Here is a 26,445-nt window from a genome sequence, read left to right on the forward strand (position 1 = left end):
GGTCCTACCATATATTGATGATCGATAAAATTCTCGTAAATTACTGATCAAAATAGGATTATGCGATTCTGTCGGGGTCGTTAAGGCCGATAGCAATTGACTTTGATGGTTATTGGGTTACGCTGTAATGCAGTGAAATACGGAGCCTCCATCATGTTGAACAACGAAAAAACGCAGGTCTCCCTGCGGCTACCATCTCCTGTGGTTGCCAAGTTCGATGAAATCGCAGGCCTTCTTGATCGGGATCGGACTTGGGTGATGCAGAAAGCCCTCAGCCAATATTTGGCAGGTGAAGGAGCCGAAGTTCTTCGGGATGCCCAAGGCATCGCTGAGCTGGATCGCGGCGAAAGTGTTGATCTCGAAGATGTGCTTGATAAGGCTCGAACTATCGTTGATGCAGCCGAGTATCGACGTAGTCAGCGGGCCGGTTGATGCCTCCTGTCCGTTTATCGAAGAGCGCGGAACGCTGGTTTCTCAACAAGGTTGTAGAACTTTCGGAGGTGAACCCCGCAGCCGCCAGAAGCCTGATTGAGCGTCTGGAGAGGCAGAAGGACCTTCTTTCGTCCTTCCCGCAAATGACCGAGAAAGGTGTTCTTGAAGGTACGCGCAAGGTGAGCATGCCGCCTTTGGTCCTCACGATTCGCGCACGCGACGGCATGGTTGAAATCGCGGCAATAAGAGACGCACGGCAGAAGGACGCATATACGCCTGCCGAGCTTGCTGCTGACTATGACAACGATGATGATGAAGACAACGAAGATACGTATAGCGGTGGCGCTAATCCTGGGCTTTGAATGCGTTGTCAGTGAGTAGCGTATACAAAAGCCGAGCGTGATTTGGCTAAGATCGGTCGCGGCGGTACATTTCGCCGATAGACGCGTGGTTCTGGCGCAACGTAGTCGGGGTCGAGCAGTCTCTCCGCAAAGACACTGGGTACACCCTTGGCGATAGCCTCCAGGTACGCCTGGCGGCGATCCAGCTCGATCCCATCACGCACTTGATCCATGAGCGTCTTGAGGACCGGCGGCCTGCCGACGATGTCGCGGAGGCTGGCATGGCCGACCTCGTTGCCGATGGCGACGAGGCTGTCGAATGCGGCGCGGTATTGCCGTCGACGGTTCCAGCGGAAGACGAACTCCTGGAGGTAGATGTTGAGGTGACGTCGGCGGACGCCGTGATATACACCCATCATCCACCGCTTCATCAGCGAGAAGACGCGGTGTATGCGTTTGAACCAAAGATGCGCGGGCAGTTTCCCCACGACTTTCGAGGCGTGATTGCGGTCGGGAATACCCTGATAGGCCTGGTTGCCGTCGGTGAAGATCGTCGTGTGGGGATTCGTGTTGCGCAACACGAATGGATGCAGGGATTCCCTGCCGTTGGTGCGGATAGGTTCAAGGCGGATGCGGCCAGACCTGCCTTCGTCGCGCCATTCCACCGCCCCGATGATGTTGAGCTTGCCGATGGGGCTGCGGCCCTGTCCGCCGCCGACGGGCTCGTCCTTTGTCCGGAAGGGAATGCTCGTCTCGTCGATCTCGACGGTCTCTTCGTAGCCGCCCAACTTCTCTCGGTCGGGATTGACCATGGCGCGACGTAGCTTGTGCAGGAGAAGCCATGCGGTCTTGTAGGAGCCGATGCCCAGCTTGGCCTGGAGCTGAAGGGCTGAGATGCCGTTCGAGTGCGTCGTCACCAGGTGCGCTGCCAGGAACCACTGCCGCAGCGGCAGGTGCGTCTTGTGCATGATCGTGCCAGCGATGACGGACGTCTGTTTGCGGCACGGGGTCAGTTCGCCGTCCTCGTCGGCCTGCTCTCCACCGCACTCCCAGACCCACGGCTTCGACCGCAGCTTCCAACCCTTCGTCGAACCACAGTGCGGGCAGACGAAGCCGTCGGGCCATCGCTTCTTCGCCAGATAGGCCGCGCAGGCGTAGTCATCAGGAAAACGCAGTTGAAACTGCTCCAGCGAAAGCGGGCGGTCGTAGCGCCATCTGAAGACAGACTGATGGGCCATTCGCCCCAATTAAACCAGTGAGTGTGCCTTGGCGAGACTCCCGCGCCGGGACCTCAAGATATGGTTAAACCGGAGCTAGCGGGATAAGCCGTAAAACGTCATCCCATCAGGAGACACTAACCTGTCTAAAGAAACAAAATTGCGATGTCCATGAAAAAACACAGCGAACAACCCGCAGTCCGCGATATTCCATTCTCAAACATCCTCGTTCAGCGGGTGCCTTGGGAATATTTTGCCCAATGAGGTTGCGGACGGCCGCCTACTCATGCTGCACGGAAGTCAGCCGACTTTCAGATATTGCTCGCCTTTCCCCGCTCCGCGATATTCTGCAGACAATGCGCCCGAGAACACGTCGCCGACACCAATGAGAACCGGCTCGTCGTAGCCAATTTCGAAAATACCCGCCCCGAGGTCGATGAGCCTTCCGATCCACCGGCGCTCCTGCGGACGCGCCACTGAACTGACGATCACCACCGCGGTCGCGTCCGGCATCCCCTCCTCCAGAAGGCGATCTCGGATCTGGGTGGCCGTTCTGCCTCCCATATAGAAGACACTGGTTGTTCCGGGCTCGGCGAGGCTCCGCCAATTAAGATTTGCGGGCAGCCGGCCGTCTCGGGCGTGACCAGTCACGAAGCGAACTGACTGAGCATGGTCGCGATGGGTCAGTGAGATGCCGAGACGCGCGGCCATGGCGCTGGCCGCCGTGATGCCGGGCCCCACATCCACCGTGATCCCCTCACGCTCCAGGATCGCGATCTCCTCGCCTGCCCGGCCAAAGATCATCGGGTCACCGGACTTCAGCCGAACGACATGCTTACCGCTTTTGGCGAAGTCGATCATCATGCGGTTAATGTCATCCTGGCGACAGCTCTCCCTTCCTCCGCGCTTGCCGACCAGCATGCGCTTCGCCTCGCGACGCGCCAGTTCGAGAACGCCGGCTGAAACGAGATCGTCGAACAGGATCACGTCCGCGCCCTGAAGGGCACGAACTGCCTTGAGGGTCAGATACTCCGGATCCCCCGGACCGGCTCCCACCAGTGTCACGCGACCGGTTTTCGGTCCCGCCGTATTCTCCGTCGTCAGTGAGAGCAGTTCCAGCTCCGCCTGGGCATCCGGTCCATCTTGCTCCGCAAAGGCGCGGTCGACAAAGCGCTCCCAGAAGGCGCGGCGCGGCGCACCCGGCTGCAGGCGCTCGCTCACCACGTCACGAAGCCTATGGGCGAGCATTGCCCAGCCCTTGAGAGCAGCGGGCAGCAGGGTCTCGATGCGGCGGCGGATGGCCTGCGCCAGGATGGGTGCGGCGCCGTCAGTGGAGATGGATACGATAACCGGTGAGCGGTTTACGATCGAGCCGAACTGGAACTGGCAGAACTCCGGCTTGTCGATGACATTGACCGGAACCCCCGCCGCCTTCGCCGCTTCGAAGAACGCGAATGCCCCGGTGTCGTCCTCGCAATCGGCAATGGCCATCGCAGCACCTTCGAAGACATCGGCCGCCCAAGGTCGGTCGTGAAGGATGCAACATCCGCCACCATCCGGCGGGCTTCGTCGGATCAGCGCCTCGAACGTCGGCGAAAGTTCGCTGACTGGCGCGAATACGGCGACTTCCGCACCGCAGGCGCACAGAAGCTCCGCCTTCCAGGCAGCGGCATCCGAACCGCCGGCCACCACCACCCTCTTGCCGGATAGGCTCCAGAACACCGGAAGCTTGGCAAGCGGCTCGATCCGGCCGGGCACCTCGGCCCGACCTTTGATATCGGTGTGTTCCAGTTCAGACATGCGAGTCTCCATTGAACGGGGCGAACTGCTCTCGGATCGAAGCTCACCAGGCGTTGTAAGAAAGGAACTTGCCGCTCATCCTGATCTCGATGCGATCACCCTTCGGATAGGGGACCTTCTCCACGCTCATGTCGAAGTCGATCGCACTCATGATCCCGTCGCCGCCCTTCTCCTGGATCAGCTCCTTCAGGGTCTGACCGTAGACGCCGATAATCTCGTAGAAGCGGTAGATGCAGGGATCGGTCGGAACTGCCTGAGGAAAGACCTTCGTCGGATATTCCGAAAGGACGACAGCCGCCTCCTGCGGCAGACCGAGGTTAAGCACCAGCGCCTCGGCCTTTTCCCGCGGCAGCGTGTTCATGCCGAGGCAGGCGGACGTCACAAAGACCTCGCTCATACCGATGTCTTCGGCGATCCTGGCCCAGGTGAGCCCGCTCGCGCGCTTGCGCTCATAGATTAGATCCGTGACGTCCTGCTTGGTCAACATGCTGTCATGCTCCTGTGTTCGTGGCCAACGCTTCGCCAGGCACAAAAAAACGCTGCGTCCCCACCCTGCCCTCAAGTGACAGCGATGATGTCCACAGCGTCGATGCTGGTGCCTGATTTGTGGCTGCCGCCGGCTGCGCCATTGCAGCCGCGCGGCGTGAAACGGCCTACGCCGTTGATGTCATAGTGCCAGACTTGATCTGGCTGCACAAGATATGATCTTTCTTTATGCCAGTCCAAAAATTAGGCATACGGCTGCTGCCACAGCAGCAGAAGCACCAGCAGCAGCGCCAGTATCAGCGACAGCACCTGCCAGAACAGCAGCGGATTGCGCTGCGTCAGCGGCATTCTTGCCGTTCTTAGGATGTGCTGCTTCGGATGGGAAAGGTCATACAGGAATTCGGAAATGGCTTCATAGCGCCGCCCTGGGTCAGGATGGACGGCTTTGCGAACAGCGTCATCGACCCATTGCGGTACATCTGGCCGGTACTCACGGATGGAAGCATATCGCAGCCGGGCTTGCTGTCGTGCATTGCCGGTTCTTGCAACAGCGGCTCCATAGGGGAGACGTCCTGTCAAGATCTGGTAGGCAATCACCCCAAGCGAGAACAGATCCGACTGCTCGTTTCCACGTTCTCCCAGGAAGTATTCGGGCGCGGTGTACTGGAACGTGCCGAGGATATCTTCCGCATCCGGCGTATGTTTCGCCTCGACCAGCCCCTCGACCCGGGCTGATCCGAGGTCGATGATCTTGGCGGTCCCATTGCTGTCGATCAGCACATTGTCCGGCCTGAGGTCCTGATGGATGACCTCCTTGCGATGCAGGGCCCGGAGCCCTTCAGCGATCTGCGAGATGATCGCGCGCATCGAAGCCAGGTCGGCTTGAGGATGATCCTTCATCCATTGCGAGAGCGTTTCACCAGCAAGATGCTCCATGACGAGATACAGAGACCGGCGCGGAAGGATCGTATCCCTGCACTTCACGACGTGGACGCTGGAAACCCGGCGCGCCACCCATTCCTCCATCGCGAACCGGCGCAGATACGCCTCATCCTGCTGCAGGTCCGCCGACGGGAACTTCAGCACCACCGCATCCCCGGTTTGCGGATCGCTGGCACGAAAAACATGGCTGCGGCTGCTGGCATGGATCTGCCGGTGGATGCGGTAGCCCTCGAAGTCGCTGGGGGCTGACGGTAGCGGGGCGGGCGGCAGTATCTCCATCCTGTCGAGGAGAGGCTCGAAGCCCGGCTCCGGCAGTTGATCGATGCGGACGATCTGGATGGTGAGGTTGTCGTCGCTGCCGTTTTCGAGCGCCCGTGCGGCAATTTCGCCAGCCGCCCGATCCAGATCCGGGTTCGCCGCGATCTCCCCTGCAATCTGCCGCGGCCTCAGGTGATCGTGAACACCGTCGGTGGTGAGGACGAAGACGTCGCCTACCTGCAAGGGGATGTGCCGATAATCAATCTCAAGGGACGGAAGCAGGCCGAGGGCTTTGGCGATTTGGGTGTCCGACCCGGATAGGACAAGGCGATGTTCGCGCGTCAGCGGCTCGACCTCGCTGCCCGAAACCCGCGTGATGCGACTATCGCCGACATGAAAGATGTGGGCGCGCTCGCCCTTGAGCACCAGCGCGGAAAAGGTTGCGACATGGGCACGGTCGCGATCTTCCACATGTCGGCTTTGCGCATGCAGCCAGGAGTTGGTGGCGTCGATGACGCGGCTCGCCGACGTCTTCACGGTCCACGCATCGGATGTGCAGTAATAGTCGGTCAGAAAGCTTTTCACCGCCGTCTCGGCCGCGACATGCCCCACGGGGCTGGTAGAGATACCGTCGGCGATCGCAAGTGCTACGCCCTTCATGGTCAGCGCCACGCCGGACGGCACGATGGCACCATGAAAATCCTGGTTCATCGGCTTGCGCCCGGCCGACGAGTATTGCCCGATGCTGACGCGCAGCGCAGCGGTGTCGCGAATGTTGAGCATCAAGGGATCCAGATAGGATCGGTCCCGCCCCCGGCAGGACCGATCCTCGTTCTCTCTCTGTTATTCTGCTGCGACGAGGCGCGCCGCAGGCTTTTCGGTCACCTTGCGGCTGGGCGATGTGCGGTAGTGGGTGGCGTAGATCATCCCGCCTACGAAGGTCAGTCCCCCGACGAGATTGCCGATGACCGTGGGGATTTCGTTCCAGATGAAGTAGTCCGCCCAGGTGAACTGGCCGCCCAGCATGATGCCCGAGGGGAAGAGGAACATGTTGACGATCGAGTGCTCGAAGCCGAGGTAGAAGAAGATGAGGATCGGCATCCACATCGCAATGACCTTGCCGGACACCGAGGTCGACATCATCGCGGCGATGACGCCGGTCGAGACCATCCAGTTGCACATGACCGCGCGGATGAAGAGCGTCAGCATCCCCGAGGCGCCGGCGGCGGCGTAACCGAGCGTCCGCGATTCACCGATCACCCCGATCTTCTGTCCGACCGCGTTCGGGGCCTCCGAAAAGCCCATGGTGAAGATAATCGCCATGAAAACCGCGGTCGTCATCGCACCGGCAAAATTGCCGATGAAGACCAGACCCCAGTTGCGAAGGATGCCGCCCACCGTGACACCGGGCCGCTTGGCAATCAGCGCCAGCGGAGCAAGTGTGAAGACGCCGGTCAGCAGGTCAAACCCCATCAGGTAGAGCATGCAGAAGCCGACAGGAAACAACAGCGCACCAATGAGAGGGTTGCCGGTATTGACGGTGACGGTGACTGCGAATGCTGCTGCGAGCGCCAATATGGCACCGGCCATATAGGCCCTTATGAGGGTATCCTTTGTGGACATGAAGACTTTGGACTCGCCCGCATCGATCATTTTCGTGGCGAATTCCTGGGGTGCTACATAGGACATCGAGTTTCCTTTCGCGATGCAGGAGACGGCTTAGCAAGCCGCGTTGGTTGCAGTGAGGTTGAGGTAGACGTTGCGACCTTCGATCCGTACGGGGAAGGTTGATGTCCTTCCGTCGTCGGCGCCTTGGGCCTCCCCGGTTTCAAGCGAAATCACCCAGTTGTGGAGCGGGCATGTGACGCAGCCGTCATGCACGATCCCCTCGCTGAGCGGCCCGTTCTTGTGCGGGCACTTGTCTTCCAGTGCGAAGACGCGGTCATCGGCGGTCCTGAAGACCGCGATCCGTCTTGCACCATCCTGGATGCGCCGGGATCCCTGGCGCGGAATGTCGTCGATCGTTCCGATGAGAACCCACGCCGTCTTTGCGAAAGTGATATGCGCGTTCATTCCGCTGCCTCCTTCTGGATGACGGCCATCGGGTTGAATTCGTGCTTGTCCTTGCCGGAGACGCGCTCCGACCACGGGTCGAGCTGGGCGAACTTCTGGCTGAACACGAAGCGTTCGTAGTAGGCTTGGCGCTTGTCGCCATCCTCCATGATCTGCCGGCGGATCTCGTCAATGCCGATGCGCTTGGCCCACTTGTAGATACGCTCGAGATACCGACCCTGCTCCCGGTACATCTGGGTCAAAGCAACGATGTGCTGGAGCGCCTCGTCCTCGGTCCTGACCAGACCAAGTACCTCGGTTCCCTTGATGTCCAGTCCGGCCGCACCCGCGAAATGGATCTCGAAGCCGGAATCGACGCAGATGATGCCGATATCCTTGCAGGTCGCCTCCGCGCAGTTGCGCGGGCAGCCGGAGACGGCCATCTTGAGCTTGGCGGGTGTCCAGGATCCCCACATGAACTTCTCGATGCGGATGCCGAGCCCAGTGGAATCCTGGGTGCCGAAACGACACCAGTCAGACCCGACGCAAGTCTTCACGGTCCTCAGCCCCTTGGCGTAGGCCTGGCCGGAGACGAAGCCGGCCTTGCCGAGATCCGCCCATACGGCCGGCAGGTCTTCCTTCTCGATCCCGAGCAGGTCGATGCGCTGACCGCCGGTCACCTTCACCGCCGGAATTTCGAACTTGTCGACGACATCGGCGATCGCCCGCAATTCCTTCGAGGACGTCATTCCGCCCCACATGCGGGGGACGACGGAATAGGTGCCGTCCTTCTGGATGTTGGCGTGGACGCGCTCGTTGATGAAGCGCGACTGGTAGTCGTCGGCATACTCGTCCGGCCAGTCGCAGACGAGGTAGTAGTTCAGCGCCGGTCGACACTTGGCGCAGCCGCAGGAGGTCTTCCACTCCAGTTCCTGCATGACGGCCGGGATGGTCTTCAGGCCCTTCGCCTTGATCAGCCGGCGGACGTCGTCGTGACCAAGGTCAGTGCAGGGGCACATCGGCGTGACGGCGGCGGGATTGTAGCGATCGCCAAGCGTCAGCGTCATCAACTGCTCGACCAAGCCCGTGCAGGTGCCGCAGGAGGCCGATGCCTTCGTGTGGGCGCGAACCTCCTCAAGCGTCGTCAGGCCCCTGCTGGCGATTGCCCCGGCGATTTTCCCCTTGCACACGCCGTTGCAACCGCAGATTTCCGCATCGTCCGGAAGGGCGGCGACCGCAGCCAGGGGATCGAGCGGCGAGCCGCTCTGGTATGCCTGGCCGAAGATCAGTGTGTCCCGCATCGCGGAGATGTCGGTGCCCTTCTTCTTCAGGTCGTTGAACCAGGCGCCGTCGGCCGTGTCCCCGTAGAGGACCGTGCCGATGATGCGGTTGTCCTTCAGCACGATCCGCTTGTAGACACCGGCGGTGGCATCTCGCAGGACGATTTCCTCGCGGCCGTCTCCCTCGGCGAAATCGCCGAGGGAATAGAGATCGATCCCGGTGACCTTCAGCTTGGTCGGCGTGTCGGAATGGACGAAGGCTGGGCCACGGTCGCCGGCGAGGCGGGAGGCGGCGATCCTTGCCATCTCGTAGAGAGGGGCCACGAGGCCGTAGACTTGCCCTGCCACTTCTGCACATTCCCCGACTGCGAGGATGTTGCCGTCGGACGTCTGCATGCCCGCATCGACGACTATGCCTCGGTTGACGGCAAGCCCTGCGCCTCGGGCGAGCGCCACGTTCGGCCGGATGCCGACCGCCATCACAACCAGCGAGGCGTCGATGACCCGGCCGTCGTCCAGCGCGACGCCTTCAACCCTGCCGTCGCCGACGATCGCCTTGGTATTCGCCCTGCAGATGACCTTGATGCCCCGCTCCTCGACCGCCTTCTGCAGGAGATAACCCGCGGCCTGATCGAGTTGTCGCTCCATCAGGGTCGGCATGACATGGAGGACGGTGACATCCATGCCGCGCTGAGCAAGACCCGCTGCGGCTTCCAGTCCGAGCAGTCCGCCACCGATCACCACCGCCTTCTCGCGCGACTGCGCCGCAAGCAGCATGGCGTTGACGTCGTCGAGGTCGCGGTAGGTAATGACGCCTGGCAGATCGTTTCCGGGCACAGGGATGATGAATGGAACGGAACCGGTTGCTACCACCAGCTTGTCGTAGGGCTCGGTAACGCCGTGATCGGAAGTGACGGTTTTGGCGCCCCGATCAATCGCGACGATCCGATGCCCCTTGTAGAGGGTGATGCCGTTGTCGATGTACCAGCCGTCGCCATGAATGACGATCTGCTCATAGCTCTTCTCTCCAGACAGTACCGGCGAGAGCATGATGCGATCGTAGTTCACACGGGGTTCTGCGTTGAAGATGGTCACGTCGTATCGGCCGGGCGCCTGCTCGAAGAGATGCTCCAGCATCCGTCCGGGGGCCATTCCGTTGCCGATGATGACGAGCTTCTCGGTCGTGGTAGTCATGGGCTCTCCTTGGTGGAGGGTCGAAAACGAAAAAACGCCGCTCGGAGATCGCGCTTGCGGGACGGGCCCGTGCTGCAAAATCCTTGCGACGTCGATGTCTTTGGCGGGCGCGGCTGTTGCGCCCTGAAGTCCGATCTCCATTGATCGGCCTGCTCTATGCAAAGCAAAGCCTGTGCCAGATCGGAAATATGGGGCTAACGTGCTTGAAAACCTTGATATTTCTTGAAGCACTTGCCGCAGCCGTGAGGCGCACTGAACCCCCGTGCTGAACTTTTGGGCGAAGCTGCTGGTTTCTGATGCCGGTTGAATAAGCAGCTATGACATGAACGCCGCAAACAAGGCGTCATTACATCGGCGCGCTGGTCTACATTTCCTGCTCGTCGGCCCGTCCACCAAGGTCGCGACGCGCGATGGGAAAGTGTCGAACATAGTCGTGAAGTCTTCGAGGATCGAAGACATACCCGTCCATGAACCTGTCTCCTGACCGATCCCCTTCCATCCGCAGGTCGTCCTCGTCAGGGGCTGCAGCATCGCCGAGCGCCGAACGGAAGATGTCGGGCCGGAAAGAGGCCACGGCAGCCGCCATTCCCTTTTCGGAATAGGTGGCCTGACCCCAGCGGATCATCTGGCTATAGATCCACAGAGCCTGGCTCGGGCGCGGATAGCTGGCATGTTGGGCGTGGAACGAGAAATAGTTCGGGATGACGCGGCGGGTGCCCTGCGCGTCCAGATTGAATTCCCCCGAAAGCACATGCCGAATGATCTCGACCGAAGCGCCAACATGGCGCGGGTCCGCCAGCGCTTCTGCCAGAGCATCATGGTTTTCCGACTGATCGCACCACTGTGCTGCGGCATTGAGCGCCACGAGCAGGCGCATGACGGTATCGGCGTTGCTTTCGGCCCAGTCCGGCCGCATGCCGAGCACCTTCTCCGGCGCGGACGGCCAGATGTCCTGCTTGGCAGCCACGATGCGGCCGACGCCCCGCTGGGAGGCAACCATGTTCCACGGTGCGCCGACGCAGAAGCCATCGATCGCGCCCGCCGCAAGCGCATCGGAGGTCATCGGCGGTGGCACGACAACCAGCCTGACGTCCACGTCGGGATCAATCCCCCCGGCCGCCAGCCAATAACGGAACTCGTAATTGTGGGAAGAGAAAGGATAGGTCATGCCCAGCGTCGGCGGCTGCTCTCCCGCCGCTTTCATGGTTCGGACCACCAGGGCAAGAGCACGTGCATGGTCAAGCGCGCTGGCGTTATCGCCAATGTCGGCAGTGTCTTGCATGCGGGCAAATAGCCTCGCCGAGAGTGTGATAGCGTTGCCGCCGCGTCCGAGCGAGAAAGGCGTGATCGTGGGCGACGGATTTGAGCCGAGACCAAGCATGGATGCCACTGGCATGGGCGACAGCATGTGGGCGATGTCGAACTGACGGAAAGCCAGACGGTCCCGAACATTGGCCCAGGAAACATCCCGGACAAGCTCGAGCCTGAGGCCTTCCCGCTCCGCGAAGCCAAAGACGGATGCGGCAATCAGCACGGATGCATCGACAAGCGGTATAAAGCCGGCTCGGAGGACACGCGTCCCTTCCGAAGGCACGATTGCGGGAGCAGGCAGGCTAGGTCCAGTGCGGTTGCGTCTGGTCACCATGTTCATTCCAGTTTCCTCAAGGCCTCCTCGTCTGGATAGCAGTCAAAGGAGTAGTCGTGCCGCCGTTACGATGCTCTGGGCGATGTCCGCCATCTTCTTCTTTTCGTTCATCGCGGACTGGCGCAGGAGGGCGAATGCCTCCTCCTCCGACAGACCCCGCATCTTCATGAGAATCCCCTTCGCACGCTCAACCACCTTCCGCTCCTCCAGGGCCGAGCGTGCCTCCGCCAGCTCACGCTGCAGGCGGCTGAAGGCGTTGAAGCGACTGACCGCCATGTCGAGTATCGACTTCACCCGCTCCTTCTTGAGCCCGTCGACGATATAGGCGGAGACGCCGGCATCGACAGCCGCCTCTATGGACGCCGTATCCGACCGATCGACGAACATCGCAATCGGACGCCCGACGGTTCGGGTAAGTTGGAACAGGTGCTCCATCATGTCCCGGTTCGGATTCTCGATGTCGATGATGATGACGTCGGGCTGCAGCGTTTCGATCGTCCGCGCAACCCCGTTCACCTCATGGATCACGTTGACGCGATCATGCCCGGCCTCCCGCAGTCCCTCCTCAATGATGGAGGCGCGAATGGCATTTTCATCGATCACGAGGATGGTGAGTTCGGCCTGCGACATCTGCTAACGATGCCGCAGCGCAGCAATTCTGGCAAGCATCATTGTCTAAAAAATATGCGCACCATATAGTTGATGAAAAATAGTTCATTCACGTCAGAATTCATACTGTTAGATGCCGACGAGCTTCTTCCGTATCCAGAGACTCGGCTCTACCCTCGTGGACTATCTCGCCGCGGTCCATGATGTAGACCTGGTCCGCGAGTTCGCGGCAGAAATCCAGGTATTGTTCGACCAGCAGGATCGCCATGCCGGTCGAATCCCTCAGGTAGCGGATGGCGCGGCCGATATCCTTGATGATCGACGGTTGGATACCTTCCGTCGGCTCGTCGAGTACGAGGATCTTCGGCCGCATGACCATGGCGCGGCCGATCGCTAGCTGTTGCTGCTGCCCGCCGGAGAGGTCCCCGCCACGCCGTGACAGCATGCTGCCGAGGACGGGAAACAGGCTGAAAATCTCCTCCGGGATGAAGCGTTCCTTGCGCTGCAGCGGTGCGAAGCCGCTTTCCAGGTTCTCCTGAACGGTCAGCAGCGGAAAGATTTCCCGCCCCTGCGGCACGTAGCCGACGCCGTGCTTCGCCCGTGCATAAGGTGCCAGCCCGTTCAGCGGCGCCTCGTTGAAGCGGATCGTTCCGGCGCTCACCGGGTGCTGTCCGGTGATGGCGCGCAGGAGCGAGCTCTTGCCGACGCCGTTGCGCCCCAGCACGCAAGTTATTTTTCCCATCTCCGCCTTGAGCGAAACGCCGCGAAGAGCCTGGGCGGCGCCGTAGTGCAGGTTGATGTTGTCTACCGTCAGCATGATTAACGCCCCAGATAATTCTCGATGACCTTCGGATCGCTCGAGACGAAGTCGATCGATCCTTCGGCCAGCACTGAGCCCTCCGCAAGGCACGTCACCTTCACGCCGAGGTCGCGGATGAAGCCCATGTCGTGCTCGACCACGACCACCGAGCGTGTCTTGGCGATGTCGCGCAAAAGGATGGCCGTCTCGGCAGTCTCGGCGTCGGTCATGCCGGCCACCGGCTCGTCAACCAACAGAAGCTTCGGCTCCTGCGCCAGTAGCATGCCAATCTCCAGCCACTGCTTCTGGCCATGCGAGAGGTTGGCGGCGAGCTCGTCCCTGCGATGCGTCAGGCGGATCGTCTCGAGGATCTCCTCGATGCGGGCGCGATCCTCGGCCGTGAGCGTATAGAACAGCGTGGCGAAGACGCCGCGGGAACGATTAAGTGCGAGCTCCAGATTATCCCAGACGCTATGGCTCTCGAACACCGTCGGCTTCTGGAACTTGCGGCCGATGCCGAGTTGGGCGATATCTGCTTCATCCCGCTTGGTGAGATCGATCGTGTCCTCGAACAGTACCGTACCGCTGTCGGGGCGGGTCTTGCCGGTGATGATGTCCATCATCGTCGTCTTGCCGGCGCCGTTGGGGCCGATGATGGCCCGAAGCTCACCCGGCTCGACCACGAAGGAAAGCGCGTTCAACGCCTTAAAGCCGTCGAAGGATACAGACACGTTGTCGAGATAAAGCAGGCTCTTCGCGCGTGTTTCGGCAACCGTTGTCATGCCCTACTCCGCCGCTTGCGGCAGGAGATCGGCATCCCTGCCCTTTTCTCGTTCCGCCGCCGCCCTCAGTTGCCTGCGGGCGTTCCAGCCCTGCTGGATCGTGCCGACGATACCCTTGGGAAGGAACAGGGTGACCGCGATGAACAGGCCGCCCAGCGCATAGAGCCAGAACTCGGGAAAGGCGCCGGTGAAGAAGCTCTTGCCGGCATTGACGAGGACCGCACCGATGATTGGGCCGATCAGCGTCCCGCGCCCGCCGACGGCCGTCCAGACGACGACCTCGATGGAATTGGCCGGCGCGAACTCGCCCGGATTGATGATGCCGACCTGCGGCACGAAGAGCGCACCCGCAATGCCCGCCATCATGGCCGAGACGACAAAGGTGAAGAGCTTGATGTTCTCCACCCGGAAGCCGAGGAAGCGTACACGGCTTTCGGCATCGCGCACCCCGACCAGCACCTTGCCGAACTTCGAGCGAACGATGGCCGACGCAATCAGCAGGCAGAGCGCCAGCATGATGGCCGACATCGCAAACAGCACGTTGCGCGTGCCGGCGGCCTGGACCGGGAAGCCAAGGATCTCCTTATAGTCCGTCAGTCCGTTATTGCCGCCGAAGCCCATGTCGTTGCGGAAGAAGGCAAGCATCAGCGCGTAGGTCATCGCCTGCGTGATGATCGACAGATACACGCCGTTGACGCGGCTGCGGAAGGCGAACCAGCCGAACAGGAAGGCAAGCAGCCCCGGCACCACAAGCACCATCAGCATGGCGAAGGGGAACATGTCGAAACCGTACCAGAACCACGGCAGTTCCTGCCAGTTGAGGAAGACCATGAAATCCGGCAGGACCGGATCGCCATAGACGCCGCGGCTACCGATCTGGCGCATGAGGTACATGCCCATGGCATAACCCCCGAGCGCGAAGAAGGCGCCGTGGCCGAGCGAGAGGATGCCGCAATAGCCCCAGACGAGATCCAGTGCGAGCGCCAGCAGTGCGTAGCAGAGATACTTGCCGAACAGCGACACCGCGTAAGTCGGAACGTGGAAGGCACTTTCGGGCGGCACCAGGAGGTTCAACGCCGGCACAAGCAGAGCAATCGCAAGCAGGATGCCGATGGCGACGACGATCTTGCCGTCCAGCGCGCGAAGAACAAAACCGGTGATCATGCTTCCACCGCCCTTCCCTTGAGCGCGAAGAGGCCGCGCGGTCGCTTCTGAATGAAGAGGATGATCAGCACCAGCACGAGGATCTTGCCGAGCACGGCGCCGGCCCAAGGCTCCAGGAACTTGTTGAGGACCCCAAGCGACAGAGCGCCGACCAAGGTACCCCAGAGGTTTCCGACGCCGCCGAACACGACGACCATGAAGCTGTCGATGATGTAGCTCTGGCCGAGGTTCGGCGAGACATTATCGATCTGGCTGAGCGCCACGCCAGCGATACCGGCAATGCCGGAACCAAGCGCAAAGGTGAAGGCATCAACCCAAGGTGTGCGGATGCCCATGGACGAAGCCATACGCCGGTTCTGCGTCACCGCCCGCATCTGCAGCCCGAAGGACGACTTCTTCATCAGCACCAGCAGCGCAACGAAGATCGAAAGCGAGAAAAGGATGATCCACATGCGGTTCCAGGTGACCGTCATGCCGCCAAGCGGAAAGGAGCCGGACATCCAGGAAGGGTTGCCGACCTCCTGGTTCGTCGGCCCGAAGATCGACCGGATCGCCTGCTGCAGGATGAGTGAGATTCCCCAAGTGGCGAGCAGGGTTTCCAATGGACGCCCGTAAAGGAAGCGGATCACACCACGCTCGATCGCCAGTCCGACCGCCGCCGTCACCAGGAAGGCCACAGGCAGCGCAATGGCAAGCGACCAGTCGAAGAGCTGCGGTGTGCTGGAACGAATGATGTCCTGGACGACGAAAGTGGAATAGGCGCCGAGCATCACCATCTCACCATGCGCCATGTTGATAATGCCCATCACCCCAAAGGTGATGGCGAGCCCGATTGCCGCGAGCAGCAGCACCGAGCCAAGCGACAGCCCGTACCAGACGTTTTGTGCCATATCCCAAAGTACGATCTCGCTCTCGATCGCGCCGATCGCCCTGTCGATGTCCGGCTGAAGGCTGGCGTCGACGGAGCCGTAGGCACCGCGTAGCACACCGATTGCATCGCGCCCGCCGTGATTGCGGATCGTCTCGATAGCGTCGCGCTTAGCCTCTATGGAGCGGCCGGAGTTGAGCAGCGATACGGCCCGCGCCTCCTCCATCCTGGCCCGCACCTCCCCATCGGTTTCCTTGGCAAGAGCGGTTTCGATAAGCTCGAGATTATCTTCACTTGGCGCGGCAAGCATGGTGTTGGCCGCCTGCAGCCGGGCTTCTGGGTTCGGGCTCATCAGCGTCAGGCTGCTGAGTGCGGTCCGGATGGAGCGGCGCAGATTGTTGTTGACCTTGACCTTGCTGACGGCGGTTTTCGGAACCTCGCCGGCGCTCTCTCCGGTCAACGGATCCAGCAGCTCCAGCTTTGAGCCGGCAGCCCTGGTCATGAACACGACGCCATCGGACTTGCGGGCGTAGAGATCGCCCTCGGCAAAGGCTTCCAGTGCCGGTACGACCCGCGCATCACCCGTCGCGGCGATCTGCGCAATCAGCTCTTCCGCCTGCTTGAAATTCGCCTTGCTCAGCTGGTCGAGCAGCGGCTTTGGATCAGCACTCTGCGCGAAGGCGGAGGCGGCTAAAGAGAAGATCAGGAAGATCGTACCGAGATAACGGATAAACATGCTTCACCCCCGCAGTGATCAGATGGTGCATGAAGCTGCTGCCCTTCATCCACCTGCCGGCACTTTCTCCCCGTTGGGGGGAGAAAGAAGTTTCCCGCGTCCTCTCTGGCTCCGCGGAAGTCCGCCCTGGCTCGTCCCTCTGCCCCGCGTGGGACAGAGGCCTAGTCGAGGGGCTTGCTTACCTTGCCTGCTTAATCAGCTGCCCTTGCCGCCGCACTTGCCGGTGGCGACGTTGAAATTGCCGCACTCCATCGGCTTGCGCCAATCTGCAATCAGGTCCTTGGAATCTGGCAGGTAGTCGGACCATTCGTCCCCGACGACGGAAGGAGTTTCCTGGACAACCTCGAACTGGCCGTCCGCCTGGATCTCACCGATCAGCACGGGCTTGGTGATGTGGTGGTTCGGCATCACCGTAGAATAACCTCCCGACAGGTTCGGCACCGCAACGCCGATGATCGAATCGAGAACTGCGTCGGTATCGGTTGTGCCGGCCGCTTCGACAGCCTTCACCCAGGCATTGAAGCCGATATAGGCGGCTTCCATCGGGTCGTTGGTCACGCGCTTGTCGTTCTTGGTGAAGGCATGCCAGGTCTCGATGAACTCGGCATTTGCCTCGCTTTCAACGGACTGGAAGTAGTTCCAGGCAGCCAGATGGCCGACCAGGGGCCCGGTGTCGAGACCGGCCAGTTCTTCCTCGCCGACGGAGAAGGCAACGACCGGAATGTCTTCCGCCTTTATGCCCTGGTTGGCGAGTTCCTTATAGAAGGGCACGTTGGCGTCGCCGTTGATGGTCGAGACCACGGCGGTCTTTTTCCCGGCAGATCCGAAGTTCTTGATGTCCGTCACGATCGTCTGCCAGTCGGAATGACCGAAGGGCGTGTAGTTGATCATGATGTCTTCCTCGGCGACGCCCTTCGACATCAGGTAGGCCTTGAGGATCTTGTTCGTGGTCTGCGGGTAGACGTAGTCCGTACCGGCGAGCACCCAGCGCTCGACACCTTCAGTCTCTGCCAGGTAATCGACGGCGGGGATGGCCTGCTGGTTCGGCGTAGCACCCGTGTAGAAGATGTTGCGCGACGATTCCTCACCCTCGTACTGGACCGGGTAGAAGAGGATCGAGTTCAGTTCCTCGAATACCGGCAGGACGGACTTGCGCGACGATGATGTCCAGCAACCGAAGACAGCCGCGACCTTGTCCTGCGAAATCAGCTGGCGAGCCTTCTCGGCAAACAGCGGCCAATCAGATGCCGGATCGACGACGACGGCTTCGAGCTTCTTGCCGAGCACGCCGCCCTTCTTGTTCTGCTCCTCGACGAGCATCAGCATGGCGTCCTTCAGAGTCGTTTCCGAGATCGCCATCGTGCCCGACAGGGAATGCAGTACGCCAATCTTGATCGTGTCTTCCTGGGCAAGCGCACCGTGGAAGGCTGTGGTGGAGAGCGCAGCGGCTAGCAGCGCGCCTCCAAGCTTTGCTGAAATCTTCATGATCGAACCCCTCTTCTTGTTCGTTCGCAACCGGAAGCAGGACGCTTTCGCCGTTGCTGGAGGTACTATCCGATGCTGCAGCGCAAACCCGTATACGTAGAATGACGTACCGGAGGGGGAGAAGAGGGAAAGGTCGACTGGAGCGGCTGAACCCATCCCGTTGACAGCAGGCATTCGGCGTCTGAAATGGATCGCAGCGGGAGGATCAGATGAACGTCATGACAATCGGCTTCACAAAGACGAGCGCCGAGAACTTCTTTGGCCGGATCAAGGCTGCAGGAGTCAAGAAGGTGATCGACGTTCGCCTGCACAACAGTTCGCAACTTGCGGGCTTTGCCAAGGCCGATGACCTGCCGTTCTTCCTGCGAGAGCTTTGCGGCGCAGACTACGCACACGAGCCGCTGTTGGCGCCGACCGAGGAGATCATGACGTCCTTCAAGAAGCTGAAGGGCGACTGGACCGTCTTCCGGGAGTCCTTTCTTCGGCTGATGGCCGAACGGAAGATCGAGAGCCAGTTCCGGGCTGAGGCTTTCGGCGACGCCTGCCTTCTCTGCTCGGAAGACAAGCCACACCACTGCCACCGTACGCTGGTCTGCGAATACCTGAACGGCAAATGGGGCGGCAGGCTCGCCGTCAAACACTTGTAATCCTGCTTCCATGGGGCTTGCCAAACCCGTTGCCGCACATGAAGGTGCCTAATAGGAAGTCAAATTCATGAAGGCGCTAGTTATTAGGCATGGCCGCACGGCAACGCATCGTTCCGGTTCGCCGGGAGTATAACCGCTGGGTCGCGGACCAGACGCTGGAAGACTATGCTCTACGTTTTACTGCCAAGAGCGCCCGGCGCTTTTCCGCAACCCGGATTTCTCACACGGCAATCGGTGCTATCTCCTTTCTGGCGCTGGAGGCAATCGGCGGCACGATTACCCTCTCCTACGGCACCACAAATGCCTTCTTTGCCATCATCGCCGCCGCCGTCGCCATGCTGGGGGTCAGCCTTCCAATCAGCCGTTATGCGATCCGCCACGGGGTTGACATCGACCTGCTGACCCGTGGCGCAAGCTTCGGTTATATCGGCTCGACGGTGACATCGCTCATCTATGCGAGCTTCACCTTCATGCTGTTTGCGATCGAAGCGTCGATCATGACCGGCGCACTGAAGCTGGCTTTCGGCATCCCGTCCTGGATCGGCTACATCATCAGCGCCGTTGTGGTGATCCCTCTGGTCATCTACGGGGTTCGGCTGATCTCGCGATTCCAATTGGTGACCCAACCTTTCTGGATCGTGCTCAACATCCTGCCTTTCGTCTTCATCGCCTTCCTTGACTGGGAGAAGTTCGACCTGTGGCGGTCCTTTGCCGGTATCGATCACTCCAACGGCGAGGTCGCAGGTGCAGCCCCCTTCAACCTCCTGGAATTCGGGGCCGCGTCCGCCGTTATCCTGGCGCTGATGCCGCAGATCGGCGAACAGGTGGATTTCCTGCGCTTCCTGCCGGCCGGGGGCCAGCGGAAATGGTGGCACCGGCTTGCAGTCTTCCTGGCTGGACCCGGCTGGGTGGTGGTCGGCGTGCCGAAGCTTCTGGCCGGCTCCTTTCTCGCCGTGCTCACGCTCTCCACCGGCGTTCCGGCTCAGGAAGCGGCGGACCCGGCGCATATGTACCTGGCGGCCTTCGGCTACATGATCCCGAACGACACTGCCGCGCTCCTGCTGATGGCGGCATTCGTGGTCGTCTCACAGCTGAAGATCAACGTGATGAACGCCTATGCGGGTTCGCTTGCCTGGTCGAACTTCTTCTCGCGCCTGACACACAGCCACCCCGGCCGTGTGGTCTGGCTGATCTTCAACGTGGCGATCGCCCTTCTCCTGATGGAACTCGGCATCTACAGGCTGCTCGAAGCAACGCTTGGCATCTTCTCCATCATCGCCATGTCCTGGCTCTGCACCATCTCTGCCGACCTCTTCATCAACAAGCCGATCGGCCTGTCTCCACCCGGCATAGAGTTCAAGCGGGCGCATCTCTACGACATCAACCCGGTCGGCCTTGGCGCCATGGGCGGGTCGGCTGCCATTGCGCTTGCCGCCCATCTGGGCCTGTTCGGGCCGGTAATGGCGTCGCTCTCCACTTATCTGACGCTCATCGCCTTCCTGCTGTCGCCGGCCATCGCCTATGCGACCAACGGCAAGTTCTACCTCGCTCGCAAGCCCCGTCACAGCTGGAAGCGCCTCGGCTCCATTACGTGCTCCATTTGCGAGCACCCCTTCGAGCCCGAGGACATGGCTTGGTGCCCGGCCTATGCGGCGCCGATCTGCTCGCTCTGCTGCTCGCTCGACAGCCGCTGCCACGACATGTGCAAGCCGAACGCGCGGCTCCATGCGCAGGTGGGCGCGGTGGCGAAAGCGGTGCTGCCGCAGACCGTCGTCGCGAAGCTAACCACGCGTCTCGGCCGCTACGCCCTGGCGGCGACACTCTCCATCTCGGTGATTGGCGCCATCCTCGCCATGATCGCGTATCAGGTGGGGCTCGCGGCACCGGCCAATGCCGAGGTCATCTACAGCACGATCATCATCGTCTTCTTCGTCTTCGCCATCATCGCCGGTGTCGTCTCCTGGTTCTACGTGCTCGCCCATGACAGCCGGGTCGTGGCCGAAGAAGAATCTTCGCGCCAGAACACCCTGCTCCTGCGCGAGATCGCCGCGCACAAGAAAACGGATGCCGCCCTGCAGCAGGCAAAGGAGACGGCGGAGGCGGCCAACAGGGCGAAGAGCCGCTACGTCGTCGGCCTCTCCCACGAATTGCGCACGCCGCTCAACGCCGTCTTGGGCTATGCGCAGATCCTCGAGCGGGACGAAACCATCCCCGCGCCTCGGCAGTCGGCGATTAAGGTCATCAAGCGCTCCGCAGATCACCTGTCGGGTCTGATTGACGGCTTGCTCGACATCTCCAAGATCGAGGCAGGCCGACTGCAGGTCTACTCCAACGAGATCAACATTCAGGACTTCCTCGACCAGATCGTTGAGATGTTTTCGCTGCAGGCGCAGGCGAAGGGCCTCAAGTTCGAGCACGAGCGCGCCCGCGGCCTGCCGCTCTACGTACGCACCGACGAGAAGCGGCTACGCCAGATCCTCGTCAACCTGCTCTCCAACGCGATCAAGTTCACCGATGCCGGAGCCGTCCGCTTCGAGATTGCCTATAGGAGCCAGGTGGCAACCTTCACCGTCAGCGACACCGGACGCGGTATTCCTGAGAAGGACCAGACGCGCATCTACGAGCCTTTTCAGCGCGGCGAAGCCGACACGGTGAAACCGATGCCGGGACTTGGTCTCGGCCTGACCATCACGCGGCTGCTCACAAACACCCTGGGCGGCGAGATCTCTGTCGCCAGCACAGAGGGCGAGGGCTCGACCTTCAGGGTGCGGCTGATGCTCGCGGCCGTAGATCGCCCCAGCACCGCGCCCGCCCCGGAGCGCCGCATCGTTTCCTACAGCGGTCTGCGACGCACAATCGTCGTGGTCGACGACAACGAGGATCATCGCGACCTGATGCGGGAACTGCTCGTGCCGATGGACTTTGTGGTTCTCACGGCGGCAAGCGGGCCGGACTGCCTGACACTGATCGAGGGTGTGCGACCGGACCTCTTCCTCGTGGATATTTCCATGCCGGGCATGAGTGGCTGGGATCTGGTGACGAAGCTGCGCGACGGTGGGCAGACGGCACCGATCGTCATGCTCTCTGCCAATATCGGCGATGGCTCGGTCGCCACCGCCGAAGGCCACAATGATGCTATCGGCAAGCCAGTCGACATGCGCCAGCTGAGCGACCGCCTGGCCGTTCATCTCGGCCTGACCTGGATCTACGAAAGCGATCAAGCTGCCATCGCCCTACCCTCGCCGGCAAAACTGGTGAGCCCAGGAGAAAATCATCTCCATGACCTGTTGCGGCTCGGCGAGATCGGATACGTGCGGGGGATCGAGACAAAGCTTGCCGATCTGGCGCATACGGAGGAATACCGGCCCTTCGCGGCCGAACTGGGCACCTATGTCCAGGCCTTCGACTTCGACGGCTACATGACCTTCCTGAACCGCTTCATCGGAGAAACCACGACAGATGACTGACGCCGCCCATCCCCGCGACATCGTGCTCCTGGTGGACGACAGTCCCGAAGCCCTTGGTTTCCTCACCGAAGCCCTGGAGCAATCTGGGTTCTCCGTGCTGATCGCGACGTCCGGCCTGGCGGCGCTCAATATCGTCGATCGCATCACGCCCGACCTGATCCTGCTCGACGCCGTGATGCCGGCCATGGATGGCTTCGCCACCTGCCAAAGGCTGAAGGCCAATCCCTCTGTCTCGCAGGTCCCGGTGATCTTCATGACCGGGCTGACGGAGACGGAGCACATTGTGCATGCGCTCGATTCCGGCGGAGTTGATTACCTGAGCAAGCCTATCGATATCGACGAATTGCGGGCACGCATACGTGTCCATCTCGCAAACGCACGCTCGGCCCAGAGCGCGCGCGTGGCACTCGACGCGGCCGGCCGCCACCTGCTCGCAATCCACCGCAACGGCAGCATCCACTGGTCGACGCCGCAAGCCATGCGCTTGGTCGACGCCGCAACGGGTAGCGACACCGGTCTGGAGGCAGTGGCAGTTCGCCTCGCTGGCTGGCTCTCCGAACAGGCCCATGGAGGTGGCCCGCGAGACGCTTCCTTCTCGTTTGCGCCTGACAGCGAAACCAGCCTGAACTTTACTTTTCTCGGAGCAATCGGCGCCGATGAATTCCTGTTCCGCCTCAGCGGCTCCGGCGGCCGATCAGGGTCGAACATACTGCGCCAGCATTTCGTCCTCACTACACGGGAGTCGGAGGTGCTGGAATGGATCGCCAAGGGCAAGTCAAACCGTGACATCGGGGAGATTCTTGGCCTTTCCGCGCGAACGGTGAACAAGCACCTGGAGCAGATCTACGTAAAGCTCGGCGTCGAGAACCGCGCATCGGCAGCCGTGAAGGCCGCGCAGGTTCTTTATTCGATGTAGTCTGCCCAAGGCTGCGACACGCTGAACCTCTTGAGCCGCGGGCTGCTTGCCGCGCTCTTCCTGCCCGTATCGCTTGATCGGAAGCCGCGCAGGCCCGATGGCCGGGCCCGCGCGGCACAGGAGGCGCTACTCCGCTGGAGAGAGAGCGGGGACCTCCTGCATACCGGACCGCCGCAGGGGACGGCGACCCGTGAGGATGCGCACCAGCAGGTAGAAGACCGGCGTCATGAAGATGCCGAAGAAGGTCACACCGATCATGCCGGAAAACACGGCAATGCCCATTGCCGAACGCATCTCCGCTCCCGCTCCGGTGGAGATCACGAGCGGCACGACGCCCATGATGAAGGCCATCGACGTCATCAGGATCGGACGCAGACGCAGGCGACTTGCTTCAACTGCAGCGTCGAACGGAGTGCGCCCTTCAAGCTCCAGTTCGCGGGCGAACTCGACGATCAGGATTGCGTTCTTCGCCGACAATCCCACCAGCACCACGAGACCGATCTGGGTGAAGATGTTGTTGTCGCCGCCCGTCAGCCACACGCCTGTCAGTGCCGCCAGGACGCCCATGGGCACGATCATGATGATCGACAGCGGCAGCGTCAGGCTCTCGTACTGCGCCGCGAGCACGAGGTAGACGAGGAGAAGCGCCAGCGGGAAGACGACGATCGAGGAATTGCCGGCAAGGATCTCCTGGTAGGTGAGATCCGTCCATTCGAAGTCGATCCCCTGCGGCACCGTCTCCCGGACGATCTTCTCGATCGCTGCCTGCGCCTGCCCCGACGAATAGCCCGGCGCCGGGCCGCCGTTGATGTCAGCCGAGAGGAAGCCGTTGTAGCGGGTCGTCCGCTCCGGTCCCGTCGTCTCCTCCACCTTAAGGAGCGCCGAAAGCGGGATCATCTCTCCCGAGCGCGAACGCACCTTCAGCTCACCGATGTCCTCCGCCTCCGCGCGGAACTTCGCGTCCGCCTGAACCCGAACGCTGTAGGTACGGCCGAAGGCGTTGAAGTCGTTGACATAGAGGGAGCCGAGGTAGATCTGCAGCGTTTCGAAGACATCTGTCACCGCCACACCCAGCTGTTCGGCCTTTGCTCGGTCCACATCCGCGAAAAGTTGCGGCACGTTGATCTGGAAGCTTGAGAATATGCCGGCCAGTTCCGGTGTCTGATAGGCCTTAGCAAGCACGGCCTTGGTGGCTTCATCCAGGACTTGGTTGCCATAGCCGGCGCGATCTTCGATCTGCAACTTAAAGCCGCCCGTCTGGCCAAGCCCGTTGACCGGCGGAGGCGGGAACATGGCGATGAAGGCTTCCTGAATTCCGGCATACTTCTGGTTCAGCGCCATGGCGATGGCGCCGCCCGAAAGCTCGGGTGTCTTCCGGTTTTCGAAATCATCGAGCGCCGCGAAGACGATGCCCGCATTCGAACCGATGGTGAAGCCGTTGATGGACAATCCGGGGAAGGCGATGGCATGCGTCACACCCGGCTGCTCCAGCGCGATGTCGCTCATCTTGCGGATGACCTCTTCCGTCCGGTCGAGCGTGGCGCCATCCGGGAGCTGGGCGAAGCCGATCAGGTACTGCTTGTCCTGTGCCGGCACGAAACCGCCAGGGACTGTCGTGAACACGCTGTAAGTGGCACCGACCAGCGCCAGATAGACGATCATGACCAGGCTCTTGCGGGACAGCAGTCCGCCAACGGTGCGGCCATAGCCGCTCGACGCGGCGCCGAAGGCGCGGTTGAAGCCTCGGAAGAACCAGCCGAACAGCCGGTCCATCAAACGCGTCAGCCAGTCCTTCGGCGCATGATGGTCCTTCAGAAGCAGGGCTGCCAGCGCCGGCGACAGCGTCAGCGAATTGATGGCCGAGATCACGGTCGAGATCGCGATCGTCAGCGCAAACTGCCGGTAGAACTGACCTGACAGGCCGGTAATGAAGGCGAGCGGAACGAAGACCGCGACGAGCACCAGGGCGATCGCGATGATCGGTCCCGACACTTCCCGCATCGCCCGATAGGTGGCATCGCGGGGCGAGAGGCCGTTCTCGATGTTTCGCTCGACATTCTCGACAACGACGATCGCGTCGTCGACGACGATGCCGATCGCGAGCACAAGGCCGAAGAGTGTCAGCGCGTTGATGGAGAAGCCGAAGGCATACATAACGGCGAAGGTGCCGATGATGGAGACCGGGACAGCGATCAGCGGGATAATCGAGGCGCGCCAGGTCTGCAGGAAGAGGATGACCACCAGGACAACCAGCGCCACCGCCTCGAGAAGCGTCTCCACCACCTTTTCGATCGACGCGCGAACGAACTTGGTGGTGTCGTAGACGATCTCGTACTTCACGCCTTCGGGCATTGCGAGCTGCAACTGGTCCATCGTCGCCGTGACGTTGTCGGCAATCTCGATGGCGTTCGAACCCGGTGCCTGCAGGACGGCGACGGCGACGGCGGGCTGTCCGTCCAGCAGCGAGCGCAGCGTGTAATCGGCAGCTCCCAACTCGATCCGCGCGACGTCGCGCAGCCGGGTAATCTCGCCATTCTCGCCGCTCTTGACGATGACGGCACCGAACTCTTCCGGCGTTTCGAGACGTCCCTGCGCATTGACGTTCAGTTGGAGGCCGGTTTCGGGAACGCTAGGCGATGCGCCGATTATGCCTGCCGCCGCCTGGACATTCTGCGCCCGGATGGCATTGCTGATGTCGCTGGCGGCAAGCCCATGCTCCGCCGCCTTCTGCGGGTCGATCCAGACGCGCATCGAATAGTCGCCGGCCCCAAAGACCTGGACCTGGCCGACGCCCTCGATGCGGGCGAGGCGATCCTTGATGTTGAGGGTCGCATAGTTGCGGAGATAGGTGATGTCGTAGCCGTTATCCTCCGAGACCAGGTTGACGACCATGATGAAGTCCGGCGAACTCTTCACCGTGGTGAGGCCCAGTGCCCGCACCTCGGCCGGCAGGCGCGGTTCGGCCTGCGCCACCCGGTTCTGGACAAGCTGCTGGGCCTTGTCCGGATCAGTGCCGAGCTTGAATGTCACGGTAACGGTGAGGACACCATCCGACGTCGCCTGGCTGGACATGTAGAGCATGTCCTCGACGCCGTTGATCTGCTCTTCGAGAGGTGTTGCGACCGTCTCGGCAATGACCGTAGGGTTGGCGCCGGGATAAGTGGCCCGCACGACGATGGATGGCGGCACGACCTCCGGGTACTCCGAGATCGGCAGGGCGCGCAGGCCGATCAGGCCCGCCACCACGATCAGGATTGACAGGACGGCCGCGAAGACGGGGCGATCCACAAAAAATCTGGAAATATTCATGTCGGTACCCTCTCTC

21 protein-coding genes are annotated in these 26,445 nt (G+C 61.4%); 5 read left to right on the top strand and 16 right to left on the bottom strand.

The window, feature by feature from the left end; translation table 11 throughout:
• Positions 1–153 precede the first annotated feature (153 nt).
• The gene (locus NT26_RS15300) at positions 154–432 is read left to right on the top strand and encodes a CopG family ribbon-helix-helix protein (protein WP_052639982.1); all 279 of its coding nucleotides are present in this window, start codon (positions 154–156) and stop codon (positions 430–432) included.
• Complete coding sequence (locus tag NT26_RS15305) at positions 432–794, top strand: type II toxin-antitoxin system RelE/ParE family toxin (protein WP_052639984.1); 363 nt, start codon at positions 432–434, stop codon at positions 792–794. Before NT26_RS15300 ends, NT26_RS15305 begins: the two co-directional genes overlap by 1 nt.
• An 8-nt stretch (positions 795–802) precedes the next feature.
• Here the strand turns inward: NT26_RS15305 and NT26_RS22200 are convergent, their stop codons facing one another.
• The 15 genes from NT26_RS22200 to urtA all read right to left on the bottom strand — a co-directional run bounded on the left by NT26_RS22200 (position 803) and on the right by urtA (position 18,090).
• Positions 803–2,011 (bottom strand): IS1595-like element ISRhtr1 family transposase, encoded by a 1,209-nt coding sequence (locus tag NT26_RS22200; RefSeq protein WP_065814546.1) that lies wholly within the window; start codon positions 2,009–2,011, stop codon positions 803–805.
• A gap of 279 nt (positions 2,012–2,290) precedes the next feature.
• A complete protein-coding gene (gene cysG, locus NT26_RS15315; RefSeq protein WP_052639987.1) occupies positions 2,291–3,790 on the bottom strand; it encodes a siroheme synthase CysG in 1,500 nt (499 codons plus the stop codon).
• 43 nt (positions 3,791–3,833) lie between these two features.
• A complete protein-coding gene (cynS, locus tag NT26_RS15320; protein WP_197570709.1) occupies positions 3,834–4,274 on the bottom strand; it encodes a cyanase in 441 nt (146 codons plus the stop codon).
• 74 nt (positions 4,275–4,348) lie between these two features.
• Entirely contained in the window at positions 4,349–4,486 is a 138-nt protein-coding gene (locus NT26_RS22810) for a hypothetical protein (protein ID WP_156157145.1), read from the bottom strand.
• A 33-nt stretch (positions 4,487–4,519) separates the two neighbouring features.
• On the bottom strand, positions 4,520–6,259 hold the full coding sequence (locus NT26_RS15325; RefSeq protein ID WP_052639991.1) for a bifunctional protein-serine/threonine kinase/phosphatase: 1,740 nt from the start codon (positions 6,257–6,259) through the stop codon (positions 4,520–4,522).
• 60 nt (positions 6,260–6,319) lie between these two features.
• Positions 6,320–7,165: a formate/nitrite transporter family protein gene (locus NT26_RS15330; protein WP_052639994.1), complete on the bottom strand. Its 846-nt coding sequence runs from the start codon at positions 7,163–7,165 to the stop codon at positions 6,320–6,322.
• Between the two features lie 30 nt (positions 7,166–7,195).
• A complete protein-coding gene (nirD, locus tag NT26_RS15335) occupies positions 7,196–7,549 on the bottom strand; it encodes a nitrite reductase small subunit NirD (protein WP_052639997.1) in 354 nt (117 codons plus the stop codon).
• Complete coding sequence (gene nirB, locus NT26_RS15340) at positions 7,546–10,002, bottom strand: nitrite reductase large subunit NirB (protein ID WP_052639999.1); 2,457 nt, start codon at positions 10,000–10,002, stop codon at positions 7,546–7,548. Before nirB ends, nirD begins: the two co-directional genes overlap by 4 nt.
• Positions 10,003–10,366: 364 nt before the next feature.
• Positions 10,367–11,653, bottom strand: a complete 1,287-nt coding sequence (locus NT26_RS15345; protein WP_052640001.1) for a CmpA/NrtA family ABC transporter substrate-binding protein — start codon at positions 11,651–11,653, stop codon at positions 10,367–10,369.
• 36 nt (positions 11,654–11,689) lie between these two features.
• Positions 11,690–12,277 carry an ANTAR domain-containing response regulator gene (locus NT26_RS15350; RefSeq protein WP_052640003.1) on the bottom strand — a complete coding sequence of 196 codons (588 nt, stop codon included), beginning with the start codon at positions 12,275–12,277 and terminating at the stop codon, positions 11,690–11,692.
• Between the two features lie 100 nt (positions 12,278–12,377).
• Positions 12,378–13,073, bottom strand: coding sequence for an urea ABC transporter ATP-binding subunit UrtE (gene urtE, locus NT26_RS15355; protein ID WP_052640006.1), 696 nt, complete (start codon positions 13,071–13,073; stop codon positions 12,378–12,380).
• A 2-nt stretch (positions 13,074–13,075) separates the two neighbouring features.
• Positions 13,076–13,837, bottom strand: a complete 762-nt coding sequence (urtD, locus tag NT26_RS15360) for an urea ABC transporter ATP-binding protein UrtD (protein ID WP_052640008.1) — start codon at positions 13,835–13,837, stop codon at positions 13,076–13,078.
• Positions 13,838–13,840: 3 nt separating this feature from the next.
• Entirely contained in the window at positions 13,841–15,001 is a 1,161-nt protein-coding gene (urtC, locus tag NT26_RS15365; RefSeq protein WP_052640010.1) for an urea ABC transporter permease subunit UrtC, read from the bottom strand.
• The gene (urtB, locus tag NT26_RS15370) at positions 14,998–16,605 is read right to left on the bottom strand and encodes an urea ABC transporter permease subunit UrtB (RefSeq protein WP_052640012.1); all 1,608 of its coding nucleotides are present in this window, start codon (positions 16,603–16,605) and stop codon (positions 14,998–15,000) included. The genes urtC and urtB overlap by 4 nt, the downstream gene beginning before the upstream one ends.
• A 195-nt stretch (positions 16,606–16,800) precedes the next feature.
• Positions 16,801–18,090, bottom strand: coding sequence for an urea ABC transporter substrate-binding protein (urtA, locus tag NT26_RS15375; protein ID WP_052640014.1), 1,290 nt, complete (start codon positions 18,088–18,090; stop codon positions 16,801–16,803).
• 209 nt (positions 18,091–18,299) lie between these two features.
• On the opposite strand from urtA, the gene NT26_RS15380 reads away from it, so the two are divergent.
• From NT26_RS15380 to NT26_RS15390, 3 genes are all read left to right on the top strand, one after another.
• On the top strand, positions 18,300–18,737 hold the full coding sequence (locus NT26_RS15380) for a DUF488 domain-containing protein (protein WP_052640016.1): 438 nt from the start codon (positions 18,300–18,302) through the stop codon (positions 18,735–18,737).
• 89 nt (positions 18,738–18,826) lie between these two features.
• Positions 18,827–22,204 carry a hybrid sensor histidine kinase/response regulator gene (locus tag NT26_RS15385; RefSeq protein ID WP_052640018.1) on the top strand — a complete coding sequence of 1,126 codons (3,378 nt, stop codon included), beginning with the start codon at positions 18,827–18,829 and terminating at the stop codon, positions 22,202–22,204.
• Positions 22,197–23,120, top strand: coding sequence for a response regulator transcription factor (locus NT26_RS15390; protein ID WP_052640021.1), 924 nt, complete (start codon positions 22,197–22,199; stop codon positions 23,118–23,120). Before NT26_RS15385 ends, NT26_RS15390 begins: the two co-directional genes overlap by 8 nt.
• 126 nt (positions 23,121–23,246) lie before the next feature.
• Here the strand turns inward: NT26_RS15390 and NT26_RS15395 are convergent, their stop codons facing one another.
• A complete protein-coding gene (locus NT26_RS15395) occupies positions 23,247–26,429 on the bottom strand; it encodes an efflux RND transporter permease subunit (protein ID WP_052640023.1) in 3,183 nt (1,060 codons plus the stop codon).
• Positions 26,430–26,445 lie beyond the last annotated feature (16 nt).

The organism is Pseudorhizobium banfieldiae (assembly GCF_000967425.1).
Taxonomy (GTDB): Bacteria; Pseudomonadota; Alphaproteobacteria; order Rhizobiales; family Rhizobiaceae; genus Neorhizobium; species Neorhizobium banfieldiae.